16 protein-coding genes and 1 pseudogene are annotated in these 20233 nt (G+C 39.4%); 8 read left to right on the top strand and 9 right to left on the bottom strand.

What is annotated here, in order from left to right:
- Positions 1-376 precede the first annotated feature (376 nt).
- Complete coding sequence (locus ACLLO5_RS25345; RefSeq protein WP_413173236.1) at positions 377-2392, top strand: hypothetical protein; 2016 nt, start codon at positions 377-379, stop codon at positions 2390-2392.
- Positions 2393-2699: 307 nt separating this feature from the next.
- Here ACLLO5_RS25345 and ACLLO5_RS25340 read toward each other — a convergent pair whose 3' ends face one another.
- From ACLLO5_RS25340 to ACLLO5_RS25330, 3 genes are all read right to left on the bottom strand, one after another.
- Positions 2700-3596 carry a shikimate dehydrogenase gene (locus ACLLO5_RS25340; protein WP_413173235.1) on the bottom strand — a complete coding sequence of 299 codons (897 nt, stop codon included), beginning with the start codon at positions 3594-3596 and terminating at the stop codon, positions 2700-2702.
- 518 nt (positions 3597-4114) lie between these two features.
- Complete coding sequence (locus tag ACLLO5_RS25335; protein ID WP_413173234.1) at positions 4115-4267, bottom strand: hypothetical protein; 153 nt, start codon at positions 4265-4267, stop codon at positions 4115-4117.
- Positions 4268-4328: 61 nt separating this feature from the next.
- Positions 4329-4481, bottom strand: coding sequence for a hypothetical protein (locus ACLLO5_RS25330; protein WP_413173233.1), 153 nt, complete (start codon positions 4479-4481; stop codon positions 4329-4331).
- A gap of 396 nt (positions 4482-4877) precedes the next feature.
- Between ACLLO5_RS25330 and ACLLO5_RS25325 the strand changes: the two genes are divergently transcribed.
- The gene (locus ACLLO5_RS25325) at positions 4878-5789 is read left to right on the top strand and encodes an alpha/beta fold hydrolase (protein ID WP_413173232.1); all 912 of its coding nucleotides are present in this window, start codon (positions 4878-4880) and stop codon (positions 5787-5789) included.
- A gap of 218 nt (positions 5790-6007) precedes the next feature.
- Here the strand turns inward: ACLLO5_RS25325 and ACLLO5_RS25320 are convergent, their stop codons facing one another.
- Together ACLLO5_RS25320 and ACLLO5_RS25315 are read right to left on the bottom strand one after the other, a co-directional pair.
- Positions 6008-6151: a hypothetical protein gene (locus tag ACLLO5_RS25320; protein ID WP_413173231.1), complete on the bottom strand. Its 144-nt coding sequence runs from the start codon at positions 6149-6151 to the stop codon at positions 6008-6010.
- A gap of 64 nt (positions 6152-6215) precedes the next feature.
- Positions 6216-7175, bottom strand: a complete 960-nt coding sequence (locus ACLLO5_RS25315; RefSeq protein ID WP_413173230.1) for an aldo/keto reductase — start codon at positions 7173-7175, stop codon at positions 6216-6218.
- 79 nt (positions 7176-7254) lie between these two features.
- On the opposite strand from ACLLO5_RS25315, the gene ACLLO5_RS25310 reads away from it, so the two are divergent.
- On the top strand, positions 7255-7854 hold the full coding sequence (locus tag ACLLO5_RS25310; RefSeq protein WP_413173229.1) for a DUF1802 family protein: 600 nt from the start codon (positions 7255-7257) through the stop codon (positions 7852-7854).
- A gap of 10 nt (positions 7855-7864) precedes the next feature.
- On the opposite strand, the pseudogene ACLLO5_RS25305 reads toward ACLLO5_RS25310, so the two are convergent.
- Positions 7865-8164: pseudogene (locus tag ACLLO5_RS25305) on the bottom strand (type II toxin-antitoxin system RelE/ParE family toxin).
- Positions 8161-8388 (bottom strand): addiction module protein, encoded by a 228-nt coding sequence (locus ACLLO5_RS25300; RefSeq protein WP_413176193.1) that lies wholly within the window; start codon positions 8386-8388, stop codon positions 8161-8163. The pseudogene ACLLO5_RS25305 and the gene ACLLO5_RS25300 overlap by 4 nt, the downstream one beginning before the upstream one ends.
- 137 nt (positions 8389-8525) lie before the next feature.
- On the opposite strand from ACLLO5_RS25300, the gene ACLLO5_RS25295 reads away from it, so the two are divergent.
- The 4 genes from ACLLO5_RS25295 to ACLLO5_RS25280 all read left to right on the top strand — a co-directional run bounded on the left by ACLLO5_RS25295 (position 8526) and on the right by ACLLO5_RS25280 (position 10526).
- Entirely contained in the window at positions 8526-9476 is a 951-nt protein-coding gene (locus ACLLO5_RS25295; protein WP_413173228.1) for a DUF4365 domain-containing protein, read from the top strand.
- A 107-nt stretch (positions 9477-9583) separates the two neighbouring features.
- Complete coding sequence (locus tag ACLLO5_RS25290) at positions 9584-9778, top strand: hypothetical protein (protein ID WP_413173227.1); 195 nt, start codon at positions 9584-9586, stop codon at positions 9776-9778.
- 98 nt (positions 9779-9876) lie between these two features.
- Entirely contained in the window at positions 9877-10347 is a 471-nt protein-coding gene (locus ACLLO5_RS25285; RefSeq protein WP_413173226.1) for a GNAT family N-acetyltransferase, read from the top strand.
- Between the two features lie 32 nt (positions 10348-10379).
- Positions 10380-10526 carry a hypothetical protein gene (locus tag ACLLO5_RS25280; protein ID WP_413176218.1) on the top strand — a complete coding sequence of 49 codons (147 nt, stop codon included), beginning with the start codon at positions 10380-10382 and terminating at the stop codon, positions 10524-10526.
- A 28-nt stretch (positions 10527-10554) separates the two neighbouring features.
- Here the strand turns inward: ACLLO5_RS25280 and ACLLO5_RS25275 are convergent, their stop codons facing one another.
- Both ACLLO5_RS25275 and ACLLO5_RS25270 read right to left on the bottom strand, forming a co-directional pair.
- Positions 10555-13335, bottom strand: a complete 2781-nt coding sequence (locus ACLLO5_RS25275) for a DUF3131 domain-containing protein (protein ID WP_413173225.1) — start codon at positions 13333-13335, stop codon at positions 10555-10557.
- Between the two features lie 183 nt (positions 13336-13518).
- Positions 13519-14955, bottom strand: a complete 1437-nt coding sequence (locus ACLLO5_RS25270; protein ID WP_413173224.1) for a DUF3131 domain-containing protein — start codon at positions 14953-14955, stop codon at positions 13519-13521.
- 288 nt (positions 14956-15243) lie between these two features.
- Between ACLLO5_RS25270 and ACLLO5_RS25265 the strand changes: the two genes are divergently transcribed.
- Positions 15244-20223 (top strand): GAF domain-containing protein, encoded by a 4980-nt coding sequence (locus ACLLO5_RS25265; RefSeq protein ID WP_413173223.1) that lies wholly within the window; start codon positions 15244-15246, stop codon positions 20221-20223.
- The last annotated feature ends 10 nt before the right edge of the window (positions 20224-20233 follow it).

Genomic DNA, 20233 nt, shown 5'->3' with positions numbered 1-20233 from the left:
GCGTAGCAAATTCATTTCCAGAACTCCACCCGCTGTAATTTGGTTAATCACACCTAAACCACCCACCCTCTCGGATCACTTGCCAGTCTTGAGAACTACTGGACTATCCTTGTATATTTTTCCTTAAATAATTTATACTCGCATTTGGATTGTCTAATTTATCATCTAGCAGTATAAAAAAGTAAAACCCTCAACTATCACTACTTTGTTACTATCTGGTAACAGATATAACCTAGTGCAGAAAACGTTCTACTCTTTGATGTAAAACTGGGGTAAAGAAAATATGTATCTGTATGTAGCAAACATAAATACTTTATTTCACCTGCTCAAAGAGCATAAAAACTATAAAACTATATAGAACATTAGCAGTAAGACCATGATTAAAGCCACATTGAAAAAAGAAGATATGCAGCTTATAACCAGTATTTTACAAGAACAACTACAGATGGAACTTCCACCTGACAACATTTTTCAGGTTCGATGTGCCATCCAAAATGACGAACTGATGGTTTTAATTCAACACCCCTTAGATGTATCTCTTGATACAGAAAAAGTATTTGCGGTACTTGAGGAAACACTTCAGTCGCAATCTCAATATCATGAGCAAAGGGTGCAATTTTACGTAAGAGTTTCTGGAGAAAAATTGCCTTACACTAAAAATTCCATAATTGTCAAGCCTAAAAAGATACAAGAAGATCCCAGAATTCGCAAAGAAGAAGCCAACACAAGCTCAAATCACAGTACAGCAAATGACCAATTGATTTTTCCTCCACTCAATATCCTCGACCCTCCCTCTCCATCTCCTGTCATAGAAAATAACATCTCGGATAATCCTTTTAACTTACTAGTAGACGACCATATCTCCGATAGTTCATATAGCTCACCAATAGATGACAATATCTCCGATAGTTCATATAGTTCATATAGCTTAGATAGCTCATTTAGCTCAGAATATAGCTCAGATATTTCATTTGGCTCAGATACTTCATTTAGCTCAGATACTTCATTTAGCTCAGAATATAGCTCAGATACTTCATTTGGCTCCGATAATTCATTACTTGAGGAGAGTGAGGACAGACCAAGAGAAGCCGAAAAGTTTGACCCCTTCGCAGATGGACAAAATTTATCGAAAACCAAACACCTATCTCTTCCATCCTTACCCATCCTTGTAGGAGGGGTATTGGGAGTGGCAATTATTTTTGGTGGTGGTGCTTTTTTTCTGACTCGTGCTTGCGTGATTGGTGAGTGTAAAGAATTACAAACAGCCCAGCAATTCAAAAGCAATACCCAACAATTGATCCGTCAGGCTAAGTCTCAAAAAGAACTAATAGCAGTACAACAACAAATAGATACAGCTATTTCTGATCTTAAAGTAATTCCTCAATGGTCGCCTCGTTATCAATCAGCCCAGGAAATCAATTTAAGTTTTTCTGACCAATCAGCAAAAATTACCCAGGTGCTAAAAGCTTTAGAGTCTGCAAATCTAGCAGAGCAAAAAACCAAAACCCCCCCAACTACCTTGGAGGAGCTACGTGCTAGACAAAGTTTATGGCGACAAGCAATCATCCCACTAGAGTCTATTAAACCTGGTAACGAACTATATGGACTAGTGCGGGCAAATTTGTCCAAGTATCAAAGCAATTTACAGACTCTCAATCAGCAATTGCTTAGTGAAGAATCATGGCTGAAAAAACTCACCACAGCCAAAACTGTAGCTGAATCAGCCCTCAAGCGTGAAGCTAATGCTAAATCGGGTAATGACTGGCAAAGGGTACAGTTTGCTTGGCAAGAAGTTGTTAATGATTTGAAAAGTATTCCCTCAACCAGCACAACATACCAGGAAGCAAAAAACCTCTTAACCGATTATCAGCCTAAACTTATATTAGCACGCAATCGCGCTAAAAAAGAAGTTGCTGCGGCTCTCAACTTCAAACAAGCTGTCAACATGGCCAATCAAGCTAAAGTTTATGAAGCACAAAATGAATGGCAGGCAGCAATAGCATCTTGGGAGCAAGCTGTACAGATAGCTAAACAAGTTTCTCAAGATAGTTCTTTCTACAATCAAGCACAATCCCTCATTCAACCCTATTCCACTGCTCAAGCACAGGCCAAAGAAAAACAACAACTCTATGGTAATTTGGCACAAACTCGCGCTGATTTGGGAAAAACCTGTGTTAATAAGATGCGGTTTTGCGTTTTTAACATCGAAACTAGGGGAATTGTTGTCCGTTTAACTCCAGAATATGACCAAGCATTACAAAGTAACCCTGATATCCAAAGTCATTTACAAACCTTGCAAGAGGCTTTAGGAGTCATCAGTGAAAATGCCAACCTACCCGTATTTCTCTATAATTCCCAAGGACAAGAAAGATATATGAAGATGCCGCAATAGGGGCAAGGGGAGCAGGGGAGCAGGGGAGCAGGGGAGCAGGGGAGCAGAGGAGCAGGGGAGCAGGGGAGCAGAGGAGCAGGGGAGCAGAGGAGCAGGGGAGCAGGGGAGCAGAGGAGCAGGGGAGCAGAGGAGCAGAGGAGAGGGGGAGAGGGGGGAAATATTTTCTTCTTATCCTCCTGCCTCCTGCCTTCTGCCTCCTGCCTCCTGCCTCCTGCCTCCTGCCTCCTGCCTCCTGCCTCCTGCCTTCTGCCTCCTGCCTCCTGCCTTCTGCCTCCTGCCTTCTGCCTCCTGCCTTCTGCCTCCTTTCCTACAACCCCAGGTGATTTTGCAGTGCTTGACGCATTTCGGCTACGGGGACTGTTTCCTGTTGCAACCAAATTTTTAATGCTGCTGCACCTTGTTGAACGAGCATTTCTAAACCATCTATAGCGATCGCACCTTGTTTTTCTGCTAGTTGTAGAAATTTCGTGGGTTTGGGGATGTAGATTAAATCATAAGCGATCGCATCTGAAGGTAAATTTGCCATATCTTCACCACTCAAAGGAGATGCATCTACGTGGGGATACATCCCCATGGGAGTTGTATTGATCAGCAAATTAGCTTGAGGAATTAGCTTTGGTAATTCTTCCCAGGCATGGACTTGAAATTTATCCACATAAGGTGAATTTTGCCAACTGTGGCGAAATTCCTTCAATTTATATATATTTCTCCCCACCAGGTGAATTTCTGCCAACCCTAGCTGCACACAACCAGCCACAATCGCCCTAGCTGCACCACCATTACCTAAAATAACTGCCTTCTTTTGACTCCAATCTTGCTGATATGTGGTTTGCAAAGGGGCAATAAATCCTTCTACATCTGTGTTTGTCCCCACCCATTTGTTACCTTGACGAGTAACGGTATTGACTGCGCCAATAGTTTGAGCAATAGGGGAAATTTCTGATAATATAGGTAATATGGCTTGTTTATGGGGAATTGTCACACTGAAACCCACAACCCCAATAGCCGCAAAACCTGCGATCGCCAATTCTAAATTTTCCGGTGCAATAGGAAAAGGTAAATAAACATAATCTAAACCCAATTTACTCAGTGCAGCATTGTGCATCACTGGTGAAAGAGAATGTTCTACAGGATGTCCAATAACTCCCAGAAGTTTAGTTTTTCCTGTTATCTGCTGGCAATAATTATTAGCTTGGTTATTCATAACTACGTGATTTGATCAAACTAGACTTGAAAAAGGTATAAAAAAAATAATTTAGTAGGGGTAAAACTGATGTTTCACCCCTACTTATCCGGAGTATTTAGTTTAGCGCCGTTTACACACCCCAACCTCAAGGTACAGGGATTTTTAAGCAGAGTAAAGGCGGACTCTTAAGGGCATAATCAAGCGCCCCTGGTAATTCCAAGGTTTTTAGCCCATTTTCTAATAAATGAAATTAGATGACTATAGAATATTATTATAACATCAACGGGGCAGACTGTATAGACAAATGACTCCACTACTGATGTTGGTTACATTATTTGCATAGATCCTTGGTAGGTGCTTTGGGTTGGCTAACTTGTTTAGATGTAAATGATCTAACTCTTGATATGATTTGGTAAACCAACCAGAAGTCTGAAAAACTTAACGCATATTTGCGCCGTGTAAAACATGAGCTTGATTATTGCTCAACTTATATAATTTCTAGTTCATTCTTAATTTCTTGCAGATTTCCGAAAAAATCATGCCAAAGTTTCTTTATACTGAGCTAACTGCTCTAATATTTCTACTAGCTCTTCCAAGGTAAATACACTCTGGGGTTCTTGGCTGGAAGAAACTGTATAATCAGTCATTTGTCCTGAGAATTGGTTGAAAATAGCTTTTATTACTGGCATTGTTATCCTCAACTTCTATTGTTTCCAGTTTATTCTTAATTTCTTGCAGATGCGAAAAAAATCATGCAACAGTTTCTTCATACTGAGCTAACTGATCTAATATTTCTACTAGATCTTCTAAAGTAAAATCAATTTGGGGTTCTTGGGTGGAAGGAATTGTATAATCTGTCATTTGTCCTGAAAATTGGTTAAGAATAGCTGTGATTAACTGCATTTTTAGTACCTTCTGGATTTCGATACAATTATCCTAAACTTCAAATGTGGAAAACTCGTGGAAAACTTTAGAGAATTTTTCCCTGATTTAGTAAATATACCCATAACACGAATTCATTAATCGTCAGGGCGAAGCATTGGGACAGAATATCAATGGTTTCAGCGATAGGTTATCACGCGAATGCTGATGCTTCCAGCACGCTACGCGAACGCCCCTACAAGGGAAAAACTCTAGAAAGCCTTTGCATTGGTGGACTTTTTCCCTATTCCAAGTTTGCTTTTGATGATGGTTTAACATCAGTTATCAGGCCTGAAGCAGTGATTGAGCTTGATCAGGTTAGGTTTGGAAAATCTGCTAATCTAAGAATATTAACAATACTTAACATTTATTTCTATTATGCAGACAGCTATAGCACCTTCTACAACTCCAGTTCCTGGCCAATACTGGCAATGGCGGGGACACAACGTTTACTATGTACAAACCGGAGAGAAACAACCCCAGCGTCCTCCCTTACTGTTAGTACATGGCTTTGGCGCTTCCACAGACCACTGGCGAAAAAATCTGACTGGACTGTGTGTAGATTTTCAAGTATTTGCTATTGACCTGTTGGGATTTGGACGGTCAGCAAAACCGAAATTACAGTACAGTGGGAACTTATGGCGTGACCAATTGCGAGACTTTATTAGTGAAGTCATTGGTGAAAAAACAGTAGTAGCAGGTAATTCCCTGGGAGGATATGCTTGTTTGTGTGTAAGTGCAGAATATCCTGATATTGTCGCTGGGGTAGTATTACTTAATAGTGCGGGGCCTTTTTCTGAACCGGAAGCCATACAAGCACAAATTCAAGCTCCTCAAAATCCTGTACAACAATTATTAGGTAAAACTGTCAAATGGACTTTTAAACAACGTTTATTTCAAGCTTTATTATTTCAATATGTGCGTCAACGTTGGGTAATTCGTCGTACCTTAGAAAAGGTTTATTTAGACAAAACTGCAATTACAGATCAATTAGTAGCAGAAATTCAACGTCCGGCTTATGATCAAGGCGCTTTAGATGTATTTGTTTCTGTTTTTAGCACTCCCCAAGGGGAAAAAGTTGATATTTTGCTCAAACGACTAACTTGTCCTTTGTTGTTACTGTGGGGTGAAGCAGATCCTTGGATGAAAACGCGGGAACGTTCTCAAAAATTCCATCAATATTATCCCCAATTAACAGAATATTTCCTCACTGCTGGTCATTGCCCCCATGATGAAGCACCTGAACAAGTGAACCCGATTTTACGTGATTGGGTTTTTTCTATTAGTTAATAAACACCACAAATATACATCTAAAAACCTGGTCAGGGTTGACCAGGTTCTAGCGAATTCAGAAGTTTCAAATTGTTAAGAATTGAGTAAGTGATTGAGAGTCTATAACTAAGGTGGATACTAAAACTGACAAGTTCAGCATTTTTTAGTTTTTCCGCTTAGGGATTTGGCACGACCATCAATAATAACAGTCGGAATGCCACTTTAAGTTGTATATGCTAATACTTGCTTGGGCTTTTGACAGGGGACACATTGGTCATGCCCAGTTGGTTGTTTTTCTTGCTGTGTCCTGATGAATATAATCTAGCAAACCCTAATGAAGATGCGATCGCTTGTTTACTAAACTTGACTTTCTGTTTCATTTAGCAATATAGGTGACTGGTGACTGGGTAATCAATTTTATGTTTTCCAATCAACTATCAACTATCACCACTCCCACATAATTCCTGTATTGTCGAAATGGTTGGTAACGATGCGGCCAATATTGTCTATTTGGGCTATTTCTTCAGAAGAAAGTTTTATTTCTGCGGCTTTGGCGTTATCTTGTGCCTGTTGGGGATATCTTGCACCGGCGATCGCATTTGTTTGGGGTTGGGCAATTAACCACGCCAATGCTAACTGCGCTAAACTACAATTGTGATTCTCGGCTATGGGTTTCAGTTGCTCTAATGCCTGTTGAGCGCGGTCAAAGTTTTCTCCTTGAAATAACCTATTTTTGGCTCGGTTATCTTCTGGGTCAAATTTATGACCGGGTGCAAATTTACCTGTTAACAATCCTTGTGCCAGAGGTGAATAAGCCAAAATCGAAATATTATTTTCTACACAATAGGGCATGGCATCTGTTTCTACATTCCGCCAAAATAAGGAATAAGGAGGTTGTAAACTATCAATGCGTCCATATTGGGCGGCTTCTACTATCTGTTCACGGGAAAAATTAGAAACTCCAATGGCACGAATTTTACCTTGTTCTTTGAGGAAATTTAAGGCACTCATGGTTTCTTCTATCGGGACAATTTCACTGTTGAAAGAACCAGCAGGCCAATGAATTTGGTAAAGGTCGATGTAGTCGGTTTTGAGATTTTTCAGGGAACGTTCACAAGCTGCTATCACTTGTTGATATTTGAGATGATTGGAAAAAACTTTTGTGGCATATTCCACGCGTTCACGCACATCAGACAAAGCTTCAGCTACAATCTGTTCAGAATGTCCATCACCATAAGCTTCCGCAGTATCTATGGTTGTAATTCCGGCTTCATAAGCAGCGCGAATGGTTTTAATCGAATCTGCATCTTCAATCCCCACCCACATTCTTTTTCCGGCTTGCCAAGTTCCCATCAAAATGGGTGATATTTGGACGGTGGATGTACCCAGTGTTCGTTTTTGCATAGTTTTTCTCTAATTTACTTCCCTGGCTAGTAATATACTGTAACGGTCTTAAACTGAAATTAAATCAGAGTCAAAGTAGATGCTCATGGAACTGACTACCACTTTTCATGCTCTTAAAGAATGGGCAGTAGCCGTAAACGCCTTGGAAAGCGGCCAAACGATGATGTTACTTCGTAAGGGCGGTATCCATGAACGAGGAGGACGCTTTGAGGTTGCACATCAACAGGTTCTGCTCTACCCTACTTATGAACATCAACAATCTTTCATGCTCAAGGCTGAGTATGCAAATCTTGTCTGTCCAGTCACTTCAGGATGGCATCCAGAAACAATTCGCATCGGTAGTTGGGCAGAAATTACGGATATTTTACCCGTTGCGGATGAGTCTATTGTCAGTGATCTATTGCCTTTTCATATTTGGAACGAGTTTTTTATTAGCGATCGCCTAAAATGGAAAGCTCGTCAGCCTTTATATATTCTTTTGTTACGTACTTACAAACTGCCCCAAGCACAGTATATTCCTTATTTGCCTGAATACGGTGGGTGTAAGTCTTGGATTGATTTAGATCAACAGGTGCCGTTAGAAGGTTCTCAACCAGTTTTATCTGATGCTGTTTATGGTCAGTTAGTTGAGACTATTCGCGGAATTATTGGCGATCGTTTGTATGCTGCATCTTGTTAAGTAGGAGGTTTTATTCAATTCTATCTAACCACTGTTTTGGATTGCGTTTTGCATGGAAACAAGCGATAACAAAAACCGTATCTTGTTCAAAAACATAGAGAATTATGTATGGAAATCGGCGGATTAATGCTCTTCTTACTTATTTATGAATGACTTGGTAAGCAAGAGGTTGTCGTCCAATTCCTGACAGACAAGCATCTACAGCACGAACAAATTCAGAACCTAAACCTGGATTTTGAGATTCATACCACTCAAAACCATCCTGAATATCATATTCAGCTTCTGTCCGAATAATCAGGTTATAGTTCATCGAGAAAATCCTAGCCTTTTTTTCACGTCTTCCCAGCTAGAACCACTTGTAGGATTTTTTTTGTAATTTTCTAACCGTCGATCTAGTTCCTGTTGTTGGGCTTCACTCAAGGGTAATTCCTCTTGCTGTTCTAAGATGCTATCCCATAAATCTTCAGCTAGTTGGATGCGTTCAGCAATGCTGAGTTCGGAAATGTCAACTTTCAAGAGGGGATGGAGACTCATAAGTAGAGAGTTAGGGTTGAGATTTTGGGTTGGTATTTTACCTATTTTATAACATTGGCACATTTGTAAAATTAGAGCAAAATTTGTTAAGTATTAATACAAGTGAGTTAAGATTATCAAAAATATTTAGCACTGTAATGAACAAGTTACCAAAGCGTACCAATTCCCAGAGAATAGGCCAAAGTGCAGCGGATTTTCTCAAATCGGTTTTCAACAAATTTTGCAATGTAATTCCTGTGCCTCAAGAACTGGATCTAGGCATTGATTTTATCTGTGAAATCATGCAGGGAGATTACCCAACTGGAAAGTTATTTAATATTCAATGTAAAGGCACAGAAGAAACTGAGGTAAGAGGTAATTCAATTACAGTTCCTATTGAAGTAAAGACTCTTAACTATTGGTTACTACAAAATAATCCAACATTCTTAATTATTGTTGACTGCCAAAATTACATTTTTTATTGGTCTTTTCCCAAAGATTTTATTAGTTCAATTAATAAAAACTGGCAAGAACAAAAAACTGTCTCAATCCCAGTTTCTATCCAAAACCGTTTTGAGAAAGATATAAAATCTTTGCCAGCCCAATTAATTTCAATAGTTAATGCACAAGCTTTTGTTACTCCTCAGCATGGAAATTATCTGGGAACGTTGACACTTGCAGAAGCTATAGAGAGAGCTATTGATTCTGGATTAGATATACTGATTGCACCCTTCCACCGTCCTTTTCAATATATTGGAATGTCCATCACAGAAGCTGCAAAAGCGGTTGGAGGAAAGCCTAATGAAGTGGGTAACATTATTATTGATTCTGAGGAATCACATATGCTGTTGGAAGCAGAAGGAAACTTTATCAGCTATGTGGATATTGAACTCAAAAAAACTGCGCCCTGGAGTCCCAGTCGTCCGTTCGATTCTGAACAAATCTTAGGTGTACTTAGCATTAATCCATCTGAGTTAGAATTAGTCCGCAAACAGACGCACTTCCATACTTACTACGACCACAAGAGGAAGTTAAAGATCAGCATATCCTGCCAGTATGAGGGCGCACCTCTATCAGTAGGATTCAGCAGTAAGTATTATGGAATGTAGGGTGTGAGATATAATCAAGTGCGCTAGCTAAGTCCTAGCTTAATTAAGATAGTATCAAGTAAAATGTTAACGAGTAAACTATTTCTTTTCATTTAGAGATATTAACTATGAATTTAGCGGAAATACTTCCAAGTATTCAACAACTTTCAATCATAGAAAAAATCAAACTGATCCAAATTCTAGCAGCAGATGTAGAAGCGGTAGAGGATATTTCCCCTTTAGAACAATTAAAAACTTATGATCTACCAACTCCTTATAATAATTTTGGTGCGGGTGCAATATTAATGCAAGCAGCAGACTAAGTAAATCTGTCTTGAATTCAACCCAACCTGAAGCGAACTGAATTTGTAGCATATTGTAGTACAATAGTCTGGCTTACATATCCTCGTTGCTATTGACCATGATTCGACCGACCACACCAGAAGACACAAACGCAATAATCGCCGTAGCTGAAACTATCGGCTTTCAGCCGCAAGAACTTGATTATCTGAAAAAAATGCTGTCCGATTACTTTCAAGATGGTGAAACTGATAGTTTTTGGATTACTTACGCAGAAAATGAGCCTGTTGGAGTCGCTTACTGCGAACCGGAAAGAATGACTCATCAAACATGGAATTTACTATTAATTGCCATCAGAGAAGACCTCCAGGGACAAGGGCGCGGTGGGAAACTGCTGGACTATGTTGAACAAACATTGATAGAACGTGGTGGACGGATGCTACTGGTGGAAACTTCAGGACTTCCCGATTTTGAGCGCACACGGTCATTTTACGTGAAATGTGGTTTTCAGGAGGAAGCACGCATCCGGGACTTCTACACAGAGGGAGATGATAAAATCGTATTTCGCAAAGTTTTGAATGCAGAGGGCTAGTAGCTAACTGTTAAATGAATGAAAAACTCCAGATGGAAACAGACAAACTCGAAGTAAACGAGAATATCCAGATAAATCAGGAAACAGAAAACGAAAAAGTTCTATGTTCTCATTGTCAACGCACTGCTACGAACGGTATTAAATGTAAAGGTATTTGTGTGGCTGACAATGACTATTAAGGATTGAATTCTATCGCCAACCATTCCTCTATTCTGAAATCCAGTAAGTACCAGAAGTATTAGTAACCAACCTTGCTTTCTGGTTAACAGTGCTAGGTAGACCACGATCAGAATTGTTCTGTGCGATCGCTTGCCACCAAGGTGAGTTCATAGCAGTATTAGCACGAATCAGAGGCTGTTGTTTTGTGGCTGTATAGAGGAAAGATTGTAAAATTATACTGTTGGTGCTGCTGGTGAAACCCAAGACCATTTTGCCAGTTTTTTCGGAAAATCCTTCATAAAAACCTAACAAGGGGTTGTATAAATCTGTCGCGGCTTTGATTAATTCTTGGGTATAACTATTTTCAGGTAGTAGGGCATAATAGGCAAATGCAGCGGCTGTACTGACTATTCGTCCCTGTGGTAAAAGTTTACCATCATTCCCTAAAGCTGCCCAAGGTTGATCCTGGGCAATAATAGAACTGTGAACAATATAGGGTGGATTTTCTATGGAAGTAGTTGCTGAGGCTGTGAAAGTACCTGTCCTTCGGTAACGTTCAGCTTGAGCTTGGAAGATTGGTGTAAATAGCGATCGCATTTTTGGCTCTAAACCAAACTCCAAAGCATAAAGCAAGAATGGATCACTAACGGTGTATCGGTTAACTTTTAATTTGCTATCTCTGCGGATACGTTCAATTGGGATTTCTACTCCTTCTACCGTGGTAGTTTTATATTCGCCCCCAACCGCAGATTTATCAGTGTCAAAACCCCACAATTGAAAAGCTCTGGCTGCATATTCTTCATAACCCAAACGGGTTTCTGGTGTAATGCGAGGGAGCGATCGCCCATTTTGGTCTTTAATTACATTAGCACTGGACAAAATACCTTCCCGCACAACCCGCAAATATGACCAATCCAGGACAATTTTATCTACTGCATTTGTGTATTCTGGATGATAGGTTTTCAAGTTATAAAGAGCGGCTAATACCCTACCCACATCTAAAGCTGACCAACCAGTACCGTCAGGAACCGTGTTCCCAGTGTAATCTACAGGTTGTAAAGTGCGCGGATCGTATCCCCGACTGGGTAATTCTCCAGCAAATAAGGGCATCTGAGCCAAAGCCCCTAACAGCTTGCGGGTGCGTTGATCAAATTCTTTGACAGAAATAATATCTAACGCTTGTGCTGCATTCAGCGCAGTCAGATAATCTCCCAATCCCCATAGTGTAGAACCTTTTACATCCGAGCGATCGCTCACCAACCCAGTAGCAGATTGAGTATTAGCCTGAAAATAATTCCATGCTGCCTGAGCATAACGTTTTTGGATCACCGTTAAAGGTTTAGACAACCGAAAAGATGATTGGAGATTCCCCACTGGTGGAATAGGTTTAACCGATACTGTGTTGGCAGCAGGTGGTTTTGACTCAACAGGTGTAACAGCTACAGGTATGGGATTTTGAATTGGAGTTTTTGTCTCTGGCTGTGGTGGAGTTGGTGCAGAATTCCCAGAGGGTATGCCAGCAAAACTTACCCCAGCACTACCAATCAGAGGTTTATTACCTCTAGCTTTGTAATACAAAATCTCCATAATTAGACCATTTGTATTGCCTGTCAAAGCTTTATTTGGTAGCTTTGTTTCTTCATATAAACCAGCATAGAAACCACCACCCCCTGGCTCCCGTAAATCTTTCACAGCATCAAAAATTTTCTGAGCATAGGCATTATCTGGATAAAGATAGCGCCAACCAAAAGCTGCCTTGGTACTAACACTTCTAAATTGAGGAAAAGGCTTATTTTCATCTGTAATTGCTGCCCAAGGCACACCATTAGAATAAACAGTGTTGTAGATAAAATAAGGAGGTTGGTCAATATTATCTTCAGAAACAGATGTTAGTTGTCCTGTAGCTTCAAAGCGGCGTTTCTGTACCTCTAAAACGTTGGCAGCATCCGCTTTTAAAGATCCTTCTAAACCAAATTCAATTCCATCTAAAATATAAGATTCACTAACTACATAATTATTAGCATTCGTAGTTTGATAATCACGGGTATCTACAGGAATTTTCACCCCATAAATATCTACCAGTTGAAACGGCTCTAACTCCAGAGCTTTAGGGGCTTTGAATCCCCATAATTCATAACCCCTAACAGCATATTCTTCATAGCCTAATCTTCCTTCTTGAACCAACAAGGTCTTACCATCAGGTAAAACCATCGCTCCATAAAGTTGGTCATCTTTGAGCGATCGCGATACCTGCCATTTATTCACAATTCCTTGCAACCAATCTTGATATTGAGGATGACAGGTACGAATAACATGAAATGCTGCCAAAATCCGACCAATATCCAAAGCAGACCAACCAATACCCCGTTCTAATGGCTTGTTACCATAATCGGTCATCTCTCCTGTAGCTGCATTATAAACTTTGTTGGGTAAAGCATTTTCAAATAGTTTCAGATTACCTATATTGGTCAAAAACTTATTCAGCCGAGAATCAAATTCGGGTTGTTCAATTAAGTTCATCCATCTGGCTGCATTCAACGCCATGAGATAATTACCAATATCCCAAAGCGTACCAGAAGGATAACCACCTGCGGAATTAGTCAACCCGGTATTGGGCTGATAGTTATTCACAAAATATTTCCAAGCTGCACGAGCATAAATCTGTTCTTCCGGTGTGAGTGGCGATGTAATCGAACTACAACTATTAGAACTCGTATTCGGACTTTGAGCTAAACTGATAATGGGAATCTGAAATAAAAATTGTAGAAATGTACTACTCAAAAATAAAGCAATCCATTTCCAAAATTTCTGCTGACGCTGTAAAAACATAATTTTAATAAATTCCTATTGTAAAAATTTCAGGAGGCAGGAGGCTGAAGGCTGAAGGCAGGAGGATAAGAAAATAAGAAGAAATTTCCCCCCTGCTCCTCTGCTCCTCTGCTCCCCTGCTCCCTCATCTCCCCTGCTCCCCTGCTCCCCTGCTCCCCTGCTCCCCTGCTCCCCTACTCCCCCTCATCTCCCCATCTCTACTCCTGACCAAACTGTCAATGGTTTTCCTACTTGTTGATAGAGTAAAGTTTCCAGAATCACGCCATTATTGTTAGCTGTCAGGGCTTTATTTGGCTCTTTCAAAGATTCGTAAAAGCCGTTATACCAACCCTTTTCTGATTTGAGGTTAGTTTGGACAAAGTTAAACAATTTGTCTGTATAGGGAGTTTTGTAAAGGATGTGCCAACCTACTGCGGCTTTGGCACTGAGGAAACGTAAGTTGTTATATTTCTGACCTGTATCCGCAATGGTAGCCCAAGGTTCTCCGTTAACAAACAAGCTGCTATAAACAAAGTAGGGAGCGCGATCTAAGTTGTCTTCTGTGACAGCAGTTAAGATATTAGTTTTTTGATAACGAGCTTCTTGAGCAGCTAAAATCCGGTCTGCATAAGCTTTAGGTAAAGCTTGAAAACCAGTTTCAATACCATCTAAGATATAAGGTTCACTAAGAACGTAGTTATTAGCTCCTGAGTTTTTGGCATCCCGTTGATCATAGGGAACTCCTTGGCCGTAAAGACTCACAAAGGCTGCTTTAGATTTATAATCTAGGGCTTGTTTGACATCTAAACCCCAGAGTTTGAAACCATAGGCCGCATAGTTTTCATAGCCTAAGCGTCCTTCTTGATTGTACTGTTCTTTACCATTAACAACAGCAGTTCCGTACATTTGCCCATTTTTGGTGAGTCGCTTGACTTGCCAATGTTTCCAAACTGCTTCGGTTGGCGATCGCATATTTGGATATTTTGCACCAACTATTTTTAACCAAAGGGCTATTCTCCCCAAATCTAAGGCTGACCAACCAATTTCTGCTTTTTTATCTACTAGTGAACCATAGTTAATTGGTAGGAGTGTTTTTGGGTTGTAGACTTTGTTGGGTAATTCTCCTTTGTATAAAGGCATGGATGCCAGGGTTTTTAACATCTGGCTCATTTTACTCTCAAACTCTTTTATACTAATGATGTTGAGTTCTCTAGCACTGACTAATGCAGCGATCGCAGCTGCTTGATCCCACATAGTAACAGAGGTAAAGCCATCCACGGAATTTACTAAGCCAGTTTGATCATTCCAGTTGTTTTCAAAGTATGACCAAGCTTGACGAGCTATTTCCATTTCCTGTGGTGTTAATTTACCAACTCCATTGGCAATATAGGGGATTTTAGCTGTTGTTAGTGCTTCTGATTTAATCCCTTCCCCCGCTAAAACCATGGATTTTTGATCCAAACTGGTAATATTTGCATCTTTCATCCCCTGTGATTTATCTGGGTTTGGCACAGTGGAGGTGACAGCAAAATGCTTAGATAGGGAATTTAATCCGGCGATCGCTACCATAGCTGTGACTATTCCTCCTACAGTAGCTAAAATTGATAATCTTCTAGGCGGAGGTTCAAAATCAGAATTCATATTATTTAAAGTCCTGTTTTGTTAAAAATTTTTGGTTAGTAGTTCTATACAAAGCTTATTTTTCCCTATTTTTTCACTTAATTAACAGGTCATAACAAACTCGCAATAACTAGTGAAAATACCCAATTATCGGGAAACCTCAAAGTTTTTAGTCTAGGCTGATAAGGAGAGATACTTTTTTAACATAGAATCTTAAATCAGCATTTTGTTAAAAGCAAATTTGATTGATAAAATATCCTAATTTACTACAGGCCTTACTGATAGTACATAAATACTATGAATTCATCAATGTCCAATCATGAAGCAGCACGAATAGAAGCTCTTTTACAATACAAGATTCTGGATACTCAACCAGAAGTTGCCTTTGATGACCTAACTCGGTTAGCATCCTATATTTGTGGGACTCCCATAGCTTTAGTCAGTCTAATTGACTCTAACCGTCAATGGTTCAAATCTAAAGTTGGCTTAGATGTATCAGAAACACACCGTGATTTAGCTTTTTGCGCTCATGCCATCCAGCAAAAAGATGTATTCATTATTCCCGATGCAACTTGTGACGAAAGGTTTGCCGCTAATCCTCTAGTCACATCTGATCCAAATATCCGATTTTATGCAGGTGTTCCCCTCATTAATGCAGAAGGCTATGGTTTAGGTACTTTGTGTGTAATTGATGATGTTCCCAGGGAACTAACAAAGGAACAATTAGAAGCATTACAAATCTTAGGTCGGCAAGTAGTTGAACAATTGGAACTACGGCGTAATTTAGATAGTTTGCTGCTAGTGAGTAATGAAGTTCAACGAAAAAAGAAAGTTGATAGGAAATTCTTTGCTCAAATAGCCGGATGGTTTGGTTTGACATCATCAATTTTGCTGTTAATTGGGATGTTCTCATATCACAACGTCCGAGATTTTAGACATACATATAAAAAGCAACAACAAACTCTAGAACAAATCCATATTCAAGAAGAACTACTGTTTTATCTCCAGGAAGCTAAAAATGAACAGAAGTATTATATGCTGACTGGTGAAGCAGTACATTTACAAAATTATGAAACAGCAATTAATAAAATTATTCAAAAATTTGAAAATCTAAAAAAATTAGAAACATCCCAACCTGAAATACAGCAAAAAATTACAAATATTGAATTAGAAATCACAAAAAAAATATCTATTATCAAAGAGAATATCGAACTACTCAAGAGCCAGAAATCAGAAATAGCATTGCAGATTTTTATTGCCAATCAGAGAGAAAATACAACCAACTATATATATCAAAATATAGATACTCTAAAAAACCAAAAAATCCAATTATTTAAAAATCAATCAACCGATTTAAATAACAAACTCAAAAATTCAATTGTTACTCTAGGCATATCTATTTGTTTATGTATTTTCATATTTTTAGTTATTTATTATCTCATATATCGGGAAATTACCGGACGCAAATTTATAGAAACATCTCTGAAAAAAGAGCGCAACTTTATCTCCAGTATTCTGGATACAGCCAGCGTTTTAGTTATGGTTCTCGACCCCCAAGGGCAAATAGTCCGCTTCAATCGAGCTTGTGAGCAAATCACCGGTTACTCCTTTAATGAGGTGAGAGGCAGATATTTCTGGAACTTATTCTCAGCACCAGAAGACCGTCCATCAGTCCAAGCTATGTTTGAGAAACTCACTTTAGGCAAAGGTTCAAAAGAGTATGAAAGCCACTGGGTAACGAGACATGGAAATCGTCGGCAAATTACTTGGTCAAACACTGCTCTTCTGGATAAAGAGAGTCAGATAGAATATATTGTCAGCACAGGCATAGATATTACTGAACGCAAACAAGCCGAAGATTCTCTACAAAAACAGATTAGTGCAGTAGAAGCAGCAACAGATGGGATTGGGATTTTGGATGCTGATCATAAGTATATTTATCTGAATAGCTCTCATGCGAATATATGTGGATATGATCATGCTGATGAACTACTGGGTAAAACATGGCATGAGTTATACCGACAAGAAGAGATCAGATGGTTAGAAACTCATGTTTTTCCCCTGGTGATGGAAAAGGGTTATTGGCATGGTGAAACAGTTGCCAAAAGAAAAGATGGCACCACATTTGCTCAAGAAATATCTTTAACATTGCTCCCTGATGGGGGACTGATTTGTGTTAGTCGTGATATCAGCGAACGCAAACAAGCTGAACAATATCTGAATGTACAATATGCAGCTACCAGTGCCTTAGCAGCATCTAAGAATATTAATCATGCTACTCACCGCACCTTAAAAGGAATTTGCCAGAGTTTGGGATGGGACTGGGGGGAAATTTGGCTACTAGACAAACAAGCAAATGTTCTGCGTTGTGCAGACGTTTGGTATGAACCAGGGGTGGAGCTAAAAGAGTTTGAAAGAATTACTCGACAAATTACTTTTGCACCAGAAGAGGGAATGCCTGGCCGTATTTGGTCGAGATTTGAACCTGTATGGCTAAATAATATTGATGATGATCAAAATTTCCTGCGGATGGAGATTGCTGCTCAAGTAGGATTGCATACAGCTTTTGGTTTTCCCATCCGTAGTGGTAACGCAAACATTGGGGTGATGGTTTTTCTGAACAAAAATACGCAGCAAGAAAACACAGATTTGCTGAAAGTGATGATGTCGATTGGCAACCAAATCGGTCAGTTTATCAGACGGAAACAGACAGAAGAAGAACTTCAAAACCAGTACCTGCGATCGCAATTATTAGCTGATGTCACCCTGAAAATCCGCGAGTCTTTACAAATCAATGAAATCCTGCAAACCACTGTCATAGAAGTCCAAAAGCTGCTGGCAGCAGACCGTGTGTTAATCCTACGTCTGGAAGAGAATGGTTCTTTTCTTGCAGTTCAAGAGGCAGTGTTTCCAAACTTCCCCGTGGTTCTGGGGCAGATTATTGAAGATCCTTGTTTTCGGGGAGAATATATTCAGAAATACCGTGAAGGCAGAATACAAACTACCACCGATATCGAAAAAGCTGGCATCCAACCTTGCCATATAGAATTACTGCAAAGATTTGCTGTAAAAGCCAATATAGTTGTGCCAATTATTCTCTACAATGAGCTTTGGGGGTTATTAATTGCCCATCAATGTGAGCAAATCCGTCACTGGAATGCTTGGGAAGTAGAACTATTGCGATCGCTATCTGACCAAATAGGCATTGCTTTAGCTCAAGCAAAATTATTAGAAGCAGAAACTTTGCAAAAACAAGAACTTGATGTTGCTCGTCAGCAAGCTGAGTTAGCATCTTTAGCTAAAAGCAGTTTTTTGGCTAACATGAGTCATGAAATCCGCACCCCCATGAATGCCGTCTTGGGAATGACAGGCCTGTTATTAGAAACTCCTCTCAACCAAGAGCAACAAGACTTTGTAGAAACTATCCGTGTTAGCGGAGATGCATTATTATCCCTCATCAACGAAATTTTGGATCTATCCAAGCTTGAGGCTGGAGAAATGATGCTCGAAACTCTAGATTTTGACTTATGCACTTGCATTGAAGAAGTTTTGGATCTATTGGCACCCCAAGCACATAAAAAGGGATTGGAAATTGCCTCATCGCTTCAACAAAATGTCTATAAATATCTCAAAGGAGATGTTGGACGTCTGCGGCAAATTATGATGAATTTGATTGGCAATGCCATCAAGTTTACCAATAAAGGCGAGGTAGTCATAAAAGTAGAATTGACATCACAACATCAAGATACGGTCACCATCAATTTCACAATTACAGATACAGGTATTGGTATCAGCCCTGAAGATCAAAACCAACTTTTTCAACCATTTAGCCAAGTTGATGCTTCCATTACACGCCAATATGGAGGTACAGGGTTAGGATTAGCAATTTGTCAACAATTAGTCACTTTAATGGGAGGAAAAATTGGCGTAAACAGTCAAATTGGTCAAGGATCTGAATTTTGGTTTGAGCTACCTTTTGTCAAGCAACCCCAGCCTTATTGTCAAATTTTGGAGCCTGACCTACTAATTAATCGACGTTTGTTAGTAGTTGATGATAATGCTACTAATCGCAAAATCCTCTACCATCAAGCTACCTCTTGGGGAATAGAAGTAGATACAGCTAATGATGCTCCTGCCGCCTTGCAAGCTTTAGTAATCGCTACGGCACAGGGTAGACCCTATGATATTGCTGTAGTTGATATGCAAATGCCACAAATAGATGGTTTGACCTTGGGAGTACAAATTAAATCAAATTCTGCGATCTCTAGTACACCGCTGATTATGTTAACCTCAACTAATCAACGAGATGAAATACAAAAAGCGTTAAAAATAGGATTTGCCAATTATTTAGTCAAGCCAGTTAAAGCATCTCGACTGTTGGATGCAATTATGAACATTTTGGGCTACCAAAGCAATTTAGAATATAACGAACCTACTAAAGTTGCCCAAAACTCTGAGAAGATACAAAATCAACAGAGAGATGTTTCTACTAAATCACAATTAAAATTGCTACTAGCAGAAGATAATCTGATCAATCAAAAAGTCCTGCTCAAGCAACTCCAAAATTTGGGTTATCATGCCGATACTGTAGCCAATGGACAAGAAGTTTTAGATTTATTGGATAAAATTCCCTACGACCTGATTCTATTGGATTGCCAAATGCCAATACTTGATGGTTTGCAGACAGCACAAGAAATTTGTCGTCGCTCAGTCAGTTCTTTTGTTAATAATCGCCGACCTATAATGATTGCTATTACGGCTGGAGCTATGAAAGAAGACCAGCAAAGTTGTTTCAATGCAGGTATGGATGACTATATCAGCAAGCCTGTTGCTAAAGATAAATTAGCCGCAATTCTAGAACGTTGGAGTTTGAGAATTATGACTTCACAGGAAGCTATGATTCCAAATCCTATTTCTGAATCAACACTTGCAAATACAAATAGCAAATCGGTTGATTTTCCTATTAATTGGCAACATTTACATGAAATATCAGAAAATAACCCAGAATTTGAACTAGAACTATTAGAAATGTTCGTAGAAAATAGCCAATTTCATATTGCAGCAACTAAGGAAGCAATGGCAGCTAATGATTTTCAGCAAATTGCTAAGGAAGCTCATCATCTTAAAGGTTCTAGTGGTAATATAGGAGCTACAACCATGCAGAAAATATCAGAAAAACTAGAACAACTAGCTCTTAACAATGATCTTATTGGTGTACCTGAATTATTAGCAGAATTGTTAGAATGTATCCAGAAAATTCAAGCATTTTTAAACAATAGTTGTACATGAATAAGAAGCC

This window comes from Anabaena azotica SJ-1 (genome assembly GCF_047275885.1).
GTDB classification, from domain to species: domain Bacteria; phylum Cyanobacteriota; class Cyanobacteriia; order Cyanobacteriales; family Nostocaceae; genus Trichormus_B; species Trichormus_B azotica_A.
The sequence above is the reverse complement of the archived record's forward strand: the minus strand, read 5'-3'. Positions and strand labels throughout refer to the sequence as shown.

Excerpts from the sequence above, each read along its gene's own strand:
- ACLLO5_RS25285 (WP_413173226.1), top strand. The coding sequence starts at position 9,877 with ATGATTCGACCGACCACACCAGAAGACACAAACGCAATAATCGCCGTA.
- ACLLO5_RS25320 (WP_413173231.1), bottom strand. The coding sequence starts at position 6,151 with ATGAAACAGAAAGTCAAGTTTAGTAAACAAGCGATCGCATCTTCATTA.
- ACLLO5_RS25265 (WP_413173223.1), top strand. The coding sequence starts at position 15,244 with ATGTCCAATCATGAAGCAGCACGAATAGAAGCTCTTTTACAATACAAG.
- ACLLO5_RS25300 (WP_413176193.1), bottom strand. The coding sequence starts at position 8,388 with ATGAGTCTCCATCCCCTCTTGAAAGTTGACATTTCCGAACTCAGCATT.
- ACLLO5_RS25335 (WP_413173234.1), bottom strand. The coding sequence starts at position 4,267 with ATGCCAGTAATAAAAGCTATTTTCAACCAATTCTCAGGACAAATGACT.
- ACLLO5_RS25330 (WP_413173233.1), bottom strand. The coding sequence starts at position 4,481 with ATGCAGTTAATCACAGCTATTCTTAACCAATTTTCAGGACAAATGACA.
- ACLLO5_RS25345 (WP_413173236.1), top strand. The coding sequence starts at position 377 with ATGATTAAAGCCACATTGAAAAAAGAAGATATGCAGCTTATAACCAGT.
- ACLLO5_RS25280 (WP_413176218.1), top strand. The coding sequence starts at position 10,380 with ATGGAAACAGACAAACTCGAAGTAAACGAGAATATCCAGATAAATCAG.
- ACLLO5_RS25310 (WP_413173229.1), top strand. The coding sequence starts at position 7,255 with ATGCTCATGGAACTGACTACCACTTTTCATGCTCTTAAAGAATGGGCA.
- ACLLO5_RS25290 (WP_413173227.1), top strand. The coding sequence starts at position 9,584 with ATGAATTTAGCGGAAATACTTCCAAGTATTCAACAACTTTCAATCATA.
- ACLLO5_RS25315 (WP_413173230.1), bottom strand. The coding sequence starts at position 7,175 with ATGCAAAAACGAACACTGGGTACATCCACCGTCCAAATATCACCCATT.
- ACLLO5_RS25275 (WP_413173225.1), bottom strand. The coding sequence starts at position 13,335 with ATGTTTTTACAGCGTCAGCAGAAATTTTGGAAATGGATTGCTTTATTT.
- ACLLO5_RS25295 (WP_413173228.1), top strand. The coding sequence starts at position 8,526 with ATGAACAAGTTACCAAAGCGTACCAATTCCCAGAGAATAGGCCAAAGT.
- ACLLO5_RS25325 (WP_413173232.1), top strand. The coding sequence starts at position 4,878 with ATGCAGACAGCTATAGCACCTTCTACAACTCCAGTTCCTGGCCAATAC.
- ACLLO5_RS25270 (WP_413173224.1), bottom strand. The coding sequence starts at position 14,955 with ATGAATTCTGATTTTGAACCTCCGCCTAGAAGATTATCAATTTTAGCT.
- ACLLO5_RS25340 (WP_413173235.1), bottom strand. The coding sequence starts at position 3,596 with ATGAATAACCAAGCTAATAATTATTGCCAGCAGATAACAGGAAAAACT.